Raw genomic sequence first — 13,907 nt, forward strand, 5'->3', positions numbered from 1 at the left:
CGGCCGTCCGGAGAAGGCTCCCGCGGGGGTACGCATGGATCGGGGCATGCGACGAGCGGAGCGCACGTGATCCGGGTACTGGTGGTCGATGACGAAGCCCTGATCCGCATGGGTTTCACACACATCCTCAACACGGCCAACGACATCGAGGTCGTCGCGGCGGTATCCGGTGGCCAGGCCGTGGGCACGGTGCGGGAGCTGCAGCCCGACGTCGTCCTGCTCGACATCCGGATGCCGGACGTGGACGGGCTCACGATTCTGGCCGACCTCCGGCGCATGCCGCAGGCTCCGGTGGTCGCCATGCTCACCACCTTCGACACCGACGAATACGTGGCGGCCGCCCTGCGGTCGGGCGCCGCCGGATTCCTGCTCAAGGACACCGACCCCGAGCAGCTTCCCCACCTTGTGCGCACCCTGGCCGAGGGAGGGACCGTGCTGTCGTCCGGGGTCACCCGCCTGGTGGTGGACGGCTACCTCGACAGCAGCGTTCGTGAGCCCACCGCCGTCCGTCTCACCGCCCGGCTGACCGAGCGCGAGCGTGCCGTGCTCGTCCTCATGGCCGAAGGACTCGCCAACACCGACATCGGCGAACGGCTGCATCTGAGCACCGGCACCATCAAGGGGCATGTCACCAACGTGCTCGGCAAACTGCAGGTCAGCAGCCGCGTCCAGGCGGTTCTGATCGCCGAGCGCGCGGGCCTGCTCACTCCGGCGCCGGACGAGGGAGCCCGGTGAGCCCCCGACGGCCGCCGGCTCTGGTGCTCGACCTCGCCCTCGCCGGGTTCGCGCTGGCGGACGTGTGGTTTCACGTCGACGTCGAGGACCAGCCGGCCGCTGCCTTCGCGTTGCTCGGCGCCCTCGCTCTGATGCTGCGTCGTCGACTGCCCCTGACGACCTTCGTCCTCACGCTCCTCACCGCTCTGGTCACCGACGCGGTGGTCGCCCCCATGGCCGCGCTGTACACGCTCTCCTCGCTCAACCGCCACCGCCTCCTGCTGGCCGGCTGCGCGCTGATCTACGCGATCATCGACTTCCTGCCCTGGCCGTGGTCGTCCCTGGACGCCACCGAACTGTCCCAGACGAACAACCTCTTCCACCTCACTTACACCCTGGCCACCGCGGCCGCCCCCGTCTTCCTCGGCCAACTCGTCCAGGCCCGACGCGAACTGTCCCTGCGGCTCGCCGACATCTTCGAGGCTCGCGAGCACGAACGGCTGCTGACCGCCCAGAGCGTTCTGGCGAAGGAACGCGCCCAGCTCGCCCGGGAGATGCACGATGTGGTCTCCCATCAGGTCAGCCTCATCGCCGTACAGGCAGGAGCGCTTCAAGTGGGCAGCCGGGACGCCGAAACGAGACAGGCTGCCGCCACGATCCGCCGCCTGAGCGTGCAGACCCTCGAAGAATTGCGGCACATGGTCAGCGTTCTGCGGGCTTCCGGCAGCAGGCCCACGGAGCTCACCCCGCAGCCTTCCCTCGCCGACCTGGAGCATCTGGTCGAGGCCAGCGGTATCGAAGCGAAGCTGGAGACCGACCTGCCCGAGGAACTTCCGCCCACGGTCCAGCGCGCTGTGTACCGCACCGTCCAGGAAGCGTTGACCAACGTCCGCAAACACGCCCCCGGCGCCACCGCGACCGTCCGCATCGACCACAGGAACGGTGGCCTCTACGCCACGGTCACCAACACCGCCCCCACCCGACGTGCGGTCGCCCTGCCGAGCGCCCACCATGGCCTGGCCGGCCTGGCCCAACGAGCCGAGCTCCTCGGCGGCAGCGTCACATCCGGCCCCACGGCCCAAGGGGGCTACGAGCTCTGCCTGGAACTGCCCGTCGAGCGGAACCGGTGAACGCCCCCGCCGGCACGGCCGCCCGCAAGCTCGTCACCCGCGACCGACACCGAGCCGGCCGGGCGGCGGGGGCGCGCCGGCCGGTCGGCCGGGTGGTTTCGGACACCTGGCGGATGGTGCGGCGGGCGGGTTTTCCCCGACCGTGGAGGACGTGAGGCACCACCTGGTGTCGGCCGTTCCATCCGTTTCCCTGGAGCCGTGCCGGGCCAAGAAGGAGGTCGGTCCCATGACGATCCACCTGACATTCCTGTGTGCGCCCGGCGGTGATGCCACCCTGGATCCACTCCTCGGTGACGCTCCCCTGAGCGAGCACAGCCTGCGTATGGCAGGCGCCGCGAGAGCAGTGCTCTCTCCCCGTGGGCCGGCCCTCCGGGCGCCCTCGATCCGTTGCGCGCAGACCGCTGACGCCCTCGGCCTCGCGGCAGCGTCCGAGCCTGCGCTGCGCGACCTCGGCCTGGGCACCTGGTGTGGTCGTACCGTCGGCGACGTCATCGCAACCGACCCCGACGGGTTCACCGCCTGGCTCACTGACCCGGATGCCGCGCCCCACGAGGGCGAGTCCGTACGCCAGCTCTGCCGCCGAACAGCGGACTGGCTGAGCGGCGTGGCGCCCGACACGGGCCACGCGGTGGCCATCACCGAAGCAGCCGTTGTCCGGGCCGCGCTCATCCACGCTCTGGCCGTACCGGCACGCGCCTTCTGGCATCTCACCGTGGCCCCCTTGTCCGCGGTCTCGCTCACCCGGAGTGGCGGCTGCTGGGACGTCCGGCTCGGTCACGTCACTTCCCAGGAGGCGGCCCGGCGACGGTTCCTGTCGTGGTCGGCGGCGCTTGTGCGCGCCGATGGCGATCAGTCTTCGGCGGCCCACCTGGGCGGCGGGGAACGATCAGGTTCCTTCCAGGAAGCGATCATCACCAGCTGTGGGTAGGGCCTGATCAGGGCATCCGAGGGTGATGTGCCGCGCTCAGGGGTGTGCCGGCCGGTCGGCGGGCGCCGACCGGCCGGCCGGGGGTCGGGATCCCGGCTCGATCGCTCCGGTGAGGCCGGACGCGGGGCGGCAACCGGTCGCCCGCGTCGTGCCGCGTGGCTGCCGCACTGTGAGATTCCGCAAGGGTGACCGCAGCGGCAGCGGCAGTGGCCCCGGCTCCGGCCGCAGTCGTGGCCCTGGCCCCGGCCGCAGTCGTGGCCCTGGCCGCAGCCGCAGTCGCGGCCCGGCCTGCCGGATGTCCCTTCCGGCCCGGGCCTCCCATCTATCAGAGTGACGTGTGTCACATAAGCATCGTTGAATCTCGGACAACCATTTTCGGCCGCTGCGGGTCGTCTCTGCGTACGTTTTCGGCCACTCACGCCCCTGAGGTACGCATGAAGCTTCGCCGCTCTCTGGCTCTCGCCGCCGCGACGGCCGCCACAGTTCCGGCCGTCCTGCTGGCGGCACCGACCGCCTATGCGACGGATGACGGCAGCGCTGCCCCGGCTGTCAGCGAGACGGCTCCCACCGAAGAGCAGTCCACGCCCGCCGCCGACGACACGACGCCTGCCGCCGAGGACACCACCCCGGCCGCGGACGAGACGACTCCCTCGGCCGACGACACCACCCCGGCGGCCGACGAGAACACCCCCGCAGCCGCCCAGTCCGCCTCTTCCAGCGCGTCCGCGTCGAGCACGGTGTCCGCCACTCCCTCGGCATCCGCGTCCGAGCCGACGGGCCCCGTCGAGTGCAACGAGAACGAGCCCCGGGTCGACAAGAACCTGCACACCAGCCTCTCCGGTCTGCCCTCGAAGATCGTGGCGGGCAGCGGCTTCCACGGCTTCCAGCTGCACGTGAACAACACCAGTGACGGTGCCTACCAGCGCGTCGACCTCGGCGTCTTCGCCGTCCAGATGGACAAGAACGACTACTTCATCGACACCAGCCACCTCACCCTGCAGTACAAGGACCCGTCCTCCGGCAAGTGGACCGGCATCTCCCTGGACGAGAACGACGAGGGCGCCGGCTACCTCGGCTACACCGACGTCAAGGCCCACGAGTCCTTCTCCATCGACCTGCGCCTGGCCGTGGACAAGACCGCCCCGGCCGGCCTCGGCTACGCCATCAGCATCGGCATGTACGCCGATGAAAAGGGCAACTGTGTCGTCTCCGGAGACGACAGCTACTACGAGTTCGACATCCTCAAGGCCGGCGCCGCTCCCGGCACCCCCGGCGACGCCAAGCCGCAGGGCGGCAAGAAGCCGCTGCCGAAGCAGCCGTCCGGCAACACGAAGATCGCTCCCCAGGGCCACCTCGCCCAGACCGGTTCCAGCTCCGCGCTGCCCCTGATCGCCCTGACCGCCGGCGCCGCGGTGACCATCGGCGCGGGCACTGTCTTCGTGGTGCGCCGCCGCAGGACCGCAGGTCCGGGAACCGCAGCCTGACAACGGCGACTCGCCTCCTGCTGATCGCGAGGTCCGCGCGTCCGCTCGTCGGCGGCCGCGCGGACCCGCACCGTGGAGAGCGGCTTCCGTCGAGCGGTGCGGCGTTTTCCACAGGTGCCGAGTTGTCCACAGGGTGTGACGTCCTTCCGCCACCGGCTGTACCGTCTGCACGAGTTGATGTTCGAGTCGATCTTCATGCGAGCGGGTGTTCGGGGGAGGCGGTCGCGGTGACCGAGGCTGGTCTGGAAGCGGCGGAGCGGGAGGCGGCGCCTCGGCTGCCCCGGGTGCGCGGATTCGCCCACTGGCCGCCGCCGGGCTCGCCCAAGGAAGAGGGCAAGGCACTCAGGACGAGCGTGCCGCGCAGCGCGCACAGCGCCCTCGACCTGGACGCCTCCCGCCCCGACGCGATCGGCGCCGTGGAGGAGTCCAACGCCGGCCGCATACCCGAGCTGACACCGATACGGGTGGGCCGGATGGCTGCCACCCCCTTCGCCTTCCTGCGCGGTTCGGCCGGACTCATGGCGTACGACCTGGCACGCACCCCCATGACCAGGATCGGCGCCCAGCTGTGCGGCGACGCGCACGCCGCCAACTTCGGCCTGTACGGCGACGCCCGCGGCGGCCTGGTCATCGACCTCAACGACTTCGACGAGACGGTCCACGGCCCCTGGGAGTGGGACCTGAAGCGGCTCGCGGCCTCGCTGGTACTGGCCGGACGGGAGACGGGCGCCGACGAGGACACCTGCCGCAAGGCCGCCCGGGACGCCGCCGGCGCCTACCGGCGCACCATGCGGCTGCTGGCCAAGCTCTCGGTGCTGGACGCCTGGAACGCCATCGCGGACGAGGAACTGGTCTCCCACACCGACGCCCACGACCTGCTCGGCACGCTGGAGCGGGTCTCGGAGAAGGCCCGGGCCAACACCAGCGGCCGGTTCGCGGCCAAGTCGACCGAGGAGGCGGCGGGCGGCGGGCGGCGCTTCGTCGACGCGCCACCGGTACTGCGGCGGGTCCCGGACGCCGAGGCGGCGGCCGTGGCCGCCTCCCTGGAGTCCTACGTGGCGACACTCTCCGAGGACCGGCTGCCGCTGCTGGCCCGGCACGCGGTGCACGACGTCGCCTTCCGGGTGGTCGGCACCGGCAGCGTCGGCACGCGGTCGTACGTGGTGCTGCTCCTCGACCACCGCGGACAGCCGCTGGTCCTCCAGGTGAAGGAGGCCCGCCCCTCGGCGCTGGTCCCGCACCTGGCCACCGCCGGGTTCGAGGCGGCGCCGGTGGAGCACGAGGGACGCCGGGTCGTCCTCGGCCAGAAGCGGATGCAGGTGGTCAGCGACATTCTGCTGGGCTGGACGACGGTCGACGGACGGCCGTTCCAGGTGCGCCAGTTCCGCAACCGCAAGGGCAGCGTCGACCCGGCCGCGCTCGCCGCCGACCAGGTCGACGACTACGGCCGCATGACCGGCGCCCTGCTGGCCCGCGCCCACGCCCACAGCGCGGACCCCCGCCTGATCGCCGGCTACTGCGGCAAGAGCGAGGAACTCGACGAGGCGATGGCCACCTTCGCCGTCGCCTACGCCGACCGCACCGAAGCGGACCACGCCCACCTGGTGGCGGGAGTGCGCTCCGGCCGGATCGCGGCCGAGGCGGGGGTGTGACCGCGGGTGCGGGCAGGGCGAGGGCCAAGGCGGTGCTGAGGTGAAGTACGTCGAACTGCCCGGGGACGAGGGCGAGGAACGGGTGCTCATCGACCCCCGGCCCTACCTCGCCCGGCTGCCCGAACTCGCACCCCGACTTCCCCCGGGCGCCCGCGCGTTCGCCACCGACCCCGGGCACTACGACTTCGGCGGCAAACGGTGCGTGAAGGACCTGCGGCCCGAGCGGGTGCGCCGCACCGCCGACGGGGACCTCGAGATCCGCTTCCGGCACAACTGCTTCAAGCACGACGAGGACCTGCTCGTCCGCTACACGGGCGTCTCCCGCTTCCAGTCGGACGTCCTGGACGTCTGCGACCCGGCCTCCCTCGGCGACGTGGTCCTCGACGAGATCCTTCCGCACCCCGGCGGCTGCACCCATGAGCTGGCCTGCCGGCCCGGCACCCTCGTGGTCGCCTGCCGGGACCTGGAGGCCGAATGGATACCCGCCGACTGCCCGGACGCGCGGCCGGACGGCTGAGCCGGGCGGCCGCGGGCGCCGGGCCCCGGCTGTGGCCTACGCTGGTCGCGTGACGACCCCGGAAGCCGATCATTCCCAGGCGCCGCGGCCCGAGGAACGGCTGGAGCAGGCCGTACGGGCCGCCGAGCAGGCGCTCATCGAATACGAGATCGCCGTGGAGACCTTCCGCGTCGAGGTCGAGAATTTCTCCCGGCTGCACGAGCGGAAACTCGGCCCGCTCTACGCCCGCATCGAGGAGCTGGACGCCCAGATCGCCGAGGCGCACGCCGCCCGCACCGGCGACCCCGAGGACATCCGCCGTGCCGAGGAGGCCCGCGCCCACGTCCTGCCGATCCCCGGCGTCGAGGAGCTGCTGAACGGCTGGATGGACGGGCACGGCCTGTTCCCGGAAGCCACCGCGATGCTCACCGGCCAGGAGGTGCGGCCCCCCGAGCGGGTGCGGCCCAGTGAGGAGGCCCGCAGGCGCTACCGCGAGCTGGCCCGCAAGGCGCACCCCGACCTCGCGCAGGAGGAGGGCGAGCGCCGGCGCCGCGAGGAGTTCATCACCCGGGTCAACGCGGCCTACGCCCGCGGCGACGAGACGCTGCTCAAGGAGCTGGCCGAGGAATGGGCGGCGGGCCCCGTCCCGCCCGAGCGGCGCCCCAGCCCCGCCGAGGAGCTCTACGCCCGCCTCGAATGGCTCGCCCAGCGCAAGGAACTGCTCACCCTGGTCGCCCGCGAACTGGAGGAGGGCGCGATCGCCGGCATGCTGCGCCTGGCCCCGGACGACCCCGACGCCCTGCTCGAAGAGATCGCCGGCCGGCTGCGCGCCGACATCGAGCAGCGCGAGGCCGAGCTGGCGGGCCTGCTGGGACAGGGGTGAACCGGGCCGCCCGTCGGGTAGCGTCTCAGACATGCAAATCGGATCTGGTGTGCCCACGGTCGAGGTCGCGGACCTCAAGGACGGCGACTTCCTGCTGGACGTCCGCGAGGACGACGAATGGCAGGCGGGTCACGCCGCCGAGGCGCTGCACATCCCCATGAGCGAGTTCGTGGCCCGCTACGGCGAGCTGACCGAGGCCGCCCCGCAGGACGGCCGGGTCAACGTGATCTGCCGCTCCGGCGGCCGCTCGGCCCAGGTCGCGATGTACCTGGTCCAGCAGGGCATCGACGCCGTGAACGTGGCCGGAGGCATGCAGGTCTGGGAGGCCGCCGGCCGGCCCGTGATCGCCGGCGACGGGACGCCCGGCACGGTCGTCTAGGCCACCCGGGGGCGCGGTCAGCCGAGCGGATGCGCCGCCAGCAGGTCACCGAGCCTGTCCTCGTACGCCGCCGCCGGGCCGAGCGCCAGCTCCAGCTGCTTGGCCCAGGCGTGGTACCGGTGCAGCGGGTAGTCGGTGTCCGCGCCGAACCCGCCGTGCAGATGCTGCGCCGTCTGCACGACGCGGCGCACCCCCTCCGCGGCCCAGATCTTCGCCACGGCGACGTCTCCCGCCGCGGGCAGCGCCCCCGGCGCGTCCGAGGCGACCCGCCAGGCCGCCTGCCAGAGCGTGGCCTCCATGGCACGCAGGTCGATGTACCGGTCGGCGGCCTGGACGGCGACCGCCTGGAAGGTCGCGACGGGGTAGCCGAACTGCTCCCGCTTGCCGGTGTACTCGCTGGTCATCCTCAGTACCCGCTCGCCCAGGCCGAGCGCCAGCGCGCAGGTGCCGGTGGCCAGCAGCGCGTGCAGCCATTCCCCGGCGCCCTCGGCCTCGATGACATCGCCCGCCGAGACCCTCGCGGACCGCAGACGCAGCTCGGCCAGCCGCTCCCCGCTGGTGGAGACCTGCTCGGCGAGCTCCAGCCCCTCCTGCTCGCGCGGCACCAGCGCGAGTACGGTCCGGTCGGCGCCGGTGTGCGCGGGGACGAGGATCAGGTCCGCGTCGTACGCCCACGGCACCGCCGTCTGCACCCCGTCCAGCACCCACGCCTGCCCGTCCCGCCGCGCGGTGACGGCGAGTTCGGCCGCGTCGTGACCGGTCCGGCCGTGCGCGGCGACGGTCAGCACCCGCTCGCCCCGGCCCGCCTGGGCCAGCAGCCGCTCGCCCAGCTCCGTGCCGCCGTAGGCCTGTACGGCGGCGATGGCCGCGCTGTGCTCCAGCAGCGGCACCCTGGCGAGCACCCTGGCGGACTCGCGCAGCACCAGGCACAGCGCGATGGCGTCGAGACCGGCCCCGCCGTACTGCTCGTCCAGCAGCAGGCCGGTCAGGTCGGCGCCGGCCAGGCGGGACCACAGCTCCCGGTCGAAGCCCTCGGCCACGGCGCCGGTGGTGAGCGCCGGACTCGGCACGGCGTCCGGCGCCACCCCGGCGAACACTCCCCGCGCCGCCTCGGCCGCCGCCAGCTGTTCCTCGGTGAAGGTGAAGTCCACGGCCTGTCCTCCCGGGGTCCGGTCGCCCGACGGTCCGTCCGGCGGTCCGTCCGACCGTTCGTCTGACGGGCCGTCAAGATAGAACAGGTTCTAGGAGAAGGGAACGGGGAGGAGGGGTGGCGTCTTCGGGGGCGCTTCTCGAAATCGCTTCTCGGGGCCCCTCCCCCCCCGCCCCTCCCCGCCGCTCCGCGACGGCACCCTCCAAAGACCCCGGTCGGCACCGGTCACCTCAGCGGCGGCTCTGCCATCAGCACGACGCGGTCTGCCTCGATGTCGTACCCGAGGGCCGGATGGCTCCCGTCCCCGCCCTCGGTGTCCATCAGCACAGGCTTGCCCAGACGCCGGCCGATCGCCGCGATGAAGCCGCACAGGACATCGAGTCGCTCCTGCCCCTGGACCTCCCGCAGATCGATGTCGAAGTCGATCTCCTCCGCCGCATGGAAGCGGAAGATCGCCAACATGTCCGGCACCGGCCGCACCTCCAGACGAGGCTGCTCGGAGCCGGCCGGACGGGACAGCACGGCCTCGGCCCGCGGCAGCGGCAGCACCGTAGTGCCTTCGGAGTACTGGAACGTCCACCCCCGCTCCACAACCAGATCGGCGACCGACTGCCAGTCGCTCACCGAGGCGCCGGGCACCCGGAGATCCGGCAGCGATCCCATCACCTCGGGGTCGAAGAACCACCTGACGTCATCCCACAACAGATCGGCCACCGTCCCATGCTGCCTCCCTGCCGCCTCTTCACCGACCGGATTTCGCTCCCGACCGTGGAGGGGCCCCTCCCCCTCGGGCCCCTCCAGGTCCTGGTCGAGGCATGCCTCAGCGGTCGAAGTCCAGTTCCACCTGCTCCGTCAGCGGATGCGACTGGCAGGCCAGTACATACCCGGCCTCCGTCTCCTCCGCCTCCAGCGCGAAGTTGCGGTCCATGCGCACCTCGCCCGTGACCAGGAAGGCCCGGCAGGTGCCGCAGACCCCGCCCTTGCAGGCGTAGGGCGCGTCGGGACGGTTGCGCAGCACCGTCTCCAGCAGGGACTCGCCGTCCTGCACCGGCCAGGTGCCGCCGCGTCCGTCGAGGCGGGCGGTGACGGTGCTGTGCGCGGGCGCCGTGACCCCGGCCGCCGGGGCCGCACCCGCGTCCACGTGGAAGATCTCCTCGTGGATGTGGGCCCGGTCCACGCCCAGCTCGCGCAGCGCCTTCTCCGCGCCCTCCACCAGGCCCAGCGGCCCGCACAGGAACCATCCCGCGACCTGCTCCACCGGCAGCAGCGCGGGCAGCAGTCCCGTGAGCCGCTCCCGGTCGAGCCGCCCGGACGGCAGGCCCGCCTGCTGTTCCTCACGGGAGAGCACGGTCACCAGCTGAAGCCGCTCGGGGTAGCGGTCCTTCAGGTCGGCCACGTCCTCCAGGAACATCGTCGAGGCGGCCGTACGATCGCTGCGTATCAGGCAGAACCGGGCCTCGGGCTCACGCGCCAGCAGCGTGGCGACGATCGAGAGCACCGGGGTGATGCCGCTGCCGCCGACGATCGCCGCGTACAGACCCGGCGCCGGTTCGAGGGTGAAACGTCCGGCCGGGGTCATCACGTCCAGCTCGTCCCCGGCGCCGACCTCCTTGAGCGCGTAGGTCGAGAAAGCACCGCCCTCGACCAGCCGCACCCCCACCCGCAGCGTGCCCGGGCCCTCGCCGGCCGGGTCGGGGGCCGGGGAGCAGATCGAGTACGTCCGCCGGATCTCCTCGCCGTCCGCGCGTCGCCGCAGGGCGAGGTGCTGGCCCGGTGCGTGCCGGTACGCCTCGCGCAGAGCGGGCGGGACGGTGAAGGTGAGCGCGACGGAGTCGTCGGTGAGCCGGTCGACCGCGGCCACCGGGAGCGGGTGGAAGCGTGCCATCACAACTCCTTGAAGTGGTCGAACGGTTCACGGCAGGCCAGGCAGCGACGCAGCGCCTTGCACGCGGTGGAGGAGAACCGGCTCAGCAGCTCGGTGTCGGCGGATCCGCAGTGCGGGCAGCGGACCGGGTCGGTGTCCTCGGTGAGGGTGCGGGTCGCACCCAGGGTCAGCGTTACCGGTCCCGTGGCGTGGTGCTCACGCGGGGGAGCGATGCCGAACTCCTGGAGTTTGCGGCGGCCTTCGGAGGTGATGTCGTCGGTCGACCAGGCGGGGGTGAGTACCGTGCGGACGGTGACCTCGCGCATGCCGTGGGCGCGCAGCACCCGCTCGATGTCCAGGCTCATCGCCTCGACGGCGGGGCAGCCGGTGTAGGTCGGGGTCAGGTCGACCTCGACCGCGTCGGCGCCGCTGACGTGGACCGCGCGCAGCACGCCCAGCTCCTGGAGCGTGAGCACCGGCAGTTCGGGGTCGGGCACCGAACCGGCCAGCTCCAGCAGCTCCGCCTCCAGCGCGGTGGCCGTCACCATGACGCCCCCGGGTGGCTGCGGTGCAGGTGCTGCATCTCGGCGAGCATCCGGCCGAACGGCTCGGTGTGCAGGCCCTGCCGGCCGGCGCCCGCCGCCCAGGCACCCGAGCGCGGCCCCTCGGGCACGGCCAGGGTGGCCCGGCCGAGCACGTCCGTCACGGACCGAAGCCAACGGTCCGCCAGGTCCGCCCAGTCGACGTCCAGGCCCTCCACCGGCTGGAACATCTCCCCGGTGAACCGCCACAGCGCGTCGCACGCCCGCTGCATCCGCTCCTGGCTGAGCTCGGTGCCGTCGCCGAGCCGCAGCGTCCACTGCTCGGCATGGTCGCGGTGGTAGGCGACCTCCTTGACCGCTTTCGCGGCCAGCGGTGCGAACGGGCCCTCGCGCGCGGCCAGTTCGGTGTAGAGCAGCTGCTGGTAGGTGGAGAAGTACAGCTGGCGGGCGATGGTGTGGGCGAAGTCGCCGTTCGGCTGCTCGACCAGCTGGAGGTTGCTGAAGGCCCGCTCCTCGCGCAGGTACGCCAGCTCGTCCTCGTCGCCGGCCATGGACAGCAGGATCCGGGCCTGGCCGAGCAGGTCGAGGGCGATGTTGGCGAGGGCGACCTCCTCCTCCAGGACGGGAGCGTGCCCGGCCCATTCGCCGAGGCGGTGGGAGAGCACCAGGGCGTCGTCGCCGAGGGCGAGTGCGGCGGTCGCGGGGACGGTCGCGGTCACAGGTGCTTCACCCCTTCCGGGATCTTGTAGAAGGTGGGGTGCCGGTAGGGCTTGTCGGCGGCCGGTTCGAAGAAGGGGTCCTTCTCGTCGGGCGAGGAGGCGGTGATCGCGGCGGCCGGGACGACCCAGATCGAGACGCCTTCGCCGCGCCGGGTGTACAGATCGCGGGCGTTGCGCAGGGCCAGCTCCGCGTCCGGTGCGTGCAGGCTGCCGGCGTGGGTGTGGGAGAGGCCGCGGCGGGAGCGTACGAAGACCTCCCACAGGGGCCAGTCGGTGGTCGTCATGCTCGTGTCTCTCCCGTCCCACCGGTGGTGCCGGTGTGCTTGGCCGCGTAGGCGGCGGCCGCTTCCCGTACCCATGCGCCCTCGTCGTGGGCGCGCCTGCGCTGAGTGATCCGCTGCTCGTTGCACGGGCCGTTGCCCTTGAGGACGTCCCAGAACTCCGTCCAGTCGATCGCGCCGAAGTCGTGCTGTCCCCGCTCCTCGTTCCACCGCAGGTCCGGGTCGGGGAGGGTCAGGTCCAGAGACTCGGCCTGCGGGACGCAGATGTCGACGAAGCGCTGGCGCAGCTCGTCGTTGGAGTGGCGCTTGATCTTCCACTCCATCGACTGCGCGGAGTGCTGGGACTCGTCGTCGGGCGGGCCGAACATCATCAGGGAGGGCCACCACCAGCGGTTCACCGCGTCCTGGGCCATCGCGTGCTGCTCCGGGGTGCCCTTGCTGAGGGCCAGCAGCAGTTCGTAGCCCTGGCGCTGGTGGAAGGACTCCTCCTTGCAGATCCGCACCATGGCGCGTGCGTAGGGGCCGTAGGAGCAGCGGCACAGCGGCACCTGGTTGGTGATCGCGGCCCCGTCCACCAGCCAGCCGATCGCGCCGACGTCGGCCCAGGTCAGCGTCGGATAGTTGAAGATCGAGGAGTACTTCTGGCGGCCGCTGTGCAGCTTGTCGAGCAGCTCGTCACGGCCGGTGCCGAGGGTCTCGGCCGCGCTGTACAGGTACAGGCCGTGGCCGGCCTCGTCCTGGACCTTGGCCATCAGGATCGCCTTGCGGCGCAGACTCGGCGCGCGGGTGATCCAGTTGGCCTCCGGCTGCATGCCGATGATCTCGGAGTGCGCGTGCTGGGCGATCTGCCTGACCAGCGTCGCGCGGTAGGCGTCGGGCATCCAGTCGCGCGGCTCGATGCGTTCGTCGGCGGCCACGGCCGCGTCGAAGGCACTCTGGTACGCCGCCGTGTCGACGGCGGTGTCCGGCGCGCCGTCCTCCGCTGTGCGGGCCGTGCGGTGCGCGGCTGCTGTGGCCATGCGGTCCCCCTGACCTCGGGCTCTCGTTGAACACGCTCCCGACCGATCGTTCGGTCTATGCGTCATCAATGGTGTGCCGGGGCGCTGCGGGTGTCAACCGCTGTGGAAAACCCCGCGGTCAGTCTGTGGAAAACCGTGGGGCGGGCGGCGCGGCGTGGTGAGGGCCACTGATCCGGGCCGTACCCGGGGCTGCGCCGAGCGGCCGGTGCTGAGTACCGTTCCGTGCGAGTGCCGAGGAGTGGCGCTCGGGAAGAACGAGGCGCCTGTGACGGTGACCGGACGACGGAGCGGAAGCGGGGACGGGGCGGAATGGACGCGTACGACGAGGACTCGCAGGCCCTGCGCGGGCCCGACGGGTCGGCCGGGGCGCGTCGACCGCAGGACCAGGGGGACCACGAGCGTCCTCCTGCCCGGGAGGTCTCCGGCGATCCGCACGGTCCCGTCGCGCAGGAAAGATCCGGCGATCCGCACGGTCCCCTCGCTCCCGAGAGCCCAGGCCGCCCCGAAGGCCCTCCCTCTCAGGACGGCTACGGCGGCCCTTCCTCTCGGGACGGCTCCGACGGCCCTTCCTCTCGGGACGGCTACGGCGGCCCTTCCTCTCGGGACGGCTACGGCGGCCCTTCCTCTCGGGACGGCTACGGCGGCCCTTCCTCTCGGGACGGCTCC

15 protein-coding genes are annotated in these 13,907 nt (G+C 72.2%); 8 read left to right on the forward strand and 7 right to left on the reverse strand.

The window, feature by feature from the left end; translation table 11 throughout:
• The first annotated feature begins 66 nt into the window (after positions 1 to 66).
• From AVL59_RS00285 to AVL59_RS00320, 8 genes are all read left to right on the forward strand, one after another.
• The gene (locus AVL59_RS00285; protein WP_067299197.1) at positions 67 to 735 is read left to right on the forward strand and encodes a response regulator; all 669 of its coding nucleotides are present in this window, start codon (positions 67 to 69) and stop codon (positions 733 to 735) included.
• Positions 732 to 1,844 (forward strand): sensor histidine kinase, encoded by a 1,113-nt coding sequence (locus AVL59_RS00290; protein WP_067299198.1) that lies wholly within the window; start codon positions 732 to 734, stop codon positions 1,842 to 1,844. Before AVL59_RS00285 ends, AVL59_RS00290 begins: the two co-directional genes overlap by 4 nt.
• A 226-nt stretch (positions 1,845 to 2,070) precedes the next feature.
• Positions 2,071 to 2,772 (forward strand): histidine phosphatase family protein, encoded by a 702-nt coding sequence (locus AVL59_RS00295; protein WP_067299199.1) that lies wholly within the window; start codon positions 2,071 to 2,073, stop codon positions 2,770 to 2,772.
• A 434-nt stretch (positions 2,773 to 3,206) separates the two neighbouring features.
• Positions 3,207 to 4,256, forward strand: a complete 1,050-nt coding sequence (locus AVL59_RS53435) for an LAETG motif-containing sortase-dependent surface protein (protein ID WP_208870280.1) — start codon at positions 3,207 to 3,209, stop codon at positions 4,254 to 4,256.
• Positions 4,257 to 4,483: 227 nt separating this feature from the next.
• Positions 4,484 to 5,908, forward strand: a complete 1,425-nt coding sequence (locus AVL59_RS00305) for a DUF2252 domain-containing protein (protein WP_067299200.1) — start codon at positions 4,484 to 4,486, stop codon at positions 5,906 to 5,908.
• Between the two features lie 40 nt (positions 5,909 to 5,948).
• A complete protein-coding gene (locus AVL59_RS00310) occupies positions 5,949 to 6,425 on the forward strand; it encodes a hypothetical protein (RefSeq protein ID WP_067299201.1) in 477 nt (158 codons plus the stop codon).
• Between the two features lie 49 nt (positions 6,426 to 6,474).
• Positions 6,475 to 7,287, forward strand: a complete 813-nt coding sequence (locus AVL59_RS00315) for a hypothetical protein (RefSeq protein ID WP_067316722.1) — start codon at positions 6,475 to 6,477, stop codon at positions 7,285 to 7,287.
• Between the two features lie 49 nt (positions 7,288 to 7,336).
• Complete coding sequence (locus AVL59_RS00320) at positions 7,337 to 7,666, forward strand: rhodanese-like domain-containing protein (protein ID WP_067299202.1); 330 nt, start codon at positions 7,337 to 7,339, stop codon at positions 7,664 to 7,666.
• 17 nt (positions 7,667 to 7,683) lie between these two features.
• Here AVL59_RS00320 and AVL59_RS00325 read toward each other — a convergent pair whose 3' ends face one another.
• From AVL59_RS00325 to paaA, 7 genes are all read right to left on the reverse strand, one after another.
• Complete coding sequence (locus AVL59_RS00325) at positions 7,684 to 8,817, reverse strand: acyl-CoA dehydrogenase family protein (protein WP_067299203.1); 1,134 nt, start codon at positions 8,815 to 8,817, stop codon at positions 7,684 to 7,686.
• A gap of 224 nt (positions 8,818 to 9,041) precedes the next feature.
• On the reverse strand, positions 9,042 to 9,530 hold the full coding sequence (locus AVL59_RS00330; RefSeq protein ID WP_067299204.1) for a hypothetical protein: 489 nt from the start codon (positions 9,528 to 9,530) through the stop codon (positions 9,042 to 9,044).
• Positions 9,531 to 9,636: 106 nt separating this feature from the next.
• Positions 9,637 to 10,701 carry a 2Fe-2S iron-sulfur cluster-binding protein gene (locus AVL59_RS00335; protein ID WP_067299205.1) on the reverse strand — a complete coding sequence of 355 codons (1,065 nt, stop codon included), beginning with the start codon at positions 10,699 to 10,701 and terminating at the stop codon, positions 9,637 to 9,639.
• Positions 10,701 to 11,228 (reverse strand): 1,2-phenylacetyl-CoA epoxidase subunit PaaD, encoded by a 528-nt coding sequence (gene paaD / locus AVL59_RS00340; RefSeq protein WP_067299206.1) that lies wholly within the window; start codon positions 11,226 to 11,228, stop codon positions 10,701 to 10,703. Before paaD ends, AVL59_RS00335 begins: the two co-directional genes overlap by 1 nt.
• Positions 11,222 to 11,941, reverse strand: coding sequence for a 1,2-phenylacetyl-CoA epoxidase subunit PaaC (gene paaC / locus AVL59_RS00345; RefSeq protein ID WP_067299207.1), 720 nt, complete (start codon positions 11,939 to 11,941; stop codon positions 11,222 to 11,224). Before paaC ends, paaD begins: the two co-directional genes overlap by 7 nt.
• Positions 11,938 to 12,225 carry a 1,2-phenylacetyl-CoA epoxidase subunit PaaB gene (gene paaB / locus AVL59_RS00350; RefSeq protein ID WP_067299208.1) on the reverse strand — a complete coding sequence of 96 codons (288 nt, stop codon included), beginning with the start codon at positions 12,223 to 12,225 and terminating at the stop codon, positions 11,938 to 11,940. The genes paaC and paaB overlap by 4 nt, the downstream gene beginning before the upstream one ends.
• Positions 12,222 to 13,241 carry a 1,2-phenylacetyl-CoA epoxidase subunit PaaA gene (gene paaA, locus AVL59_RS00355; protein WP_067299209.1) on the reverse strand — a complete coding sequence of 340 codons (1,020 nt, stop codon included), beginning with the start codon at positions 13,239 to 13,241 and terminating at the stop codon, positions 12,222 to 12,224. Before paaA ends, paaB begins: the two co-directional genes overlap by 4 nt.
• Positions 13,242 to 13,907 lie beyond the last annotated feature (666 nt).

The sequence above is a fragment of the Streptomyces griseochromogenes genome, from assembly GCF_001542625.1.
In the GTDB taxonomy this organism is placed as follows: domain Bacteria; phylum Actinomycetota; class Actinomycetes; order Streptomycetales; family Streptomycetaceae; genus Streptomyces; species Streptomyces griseochromogenes.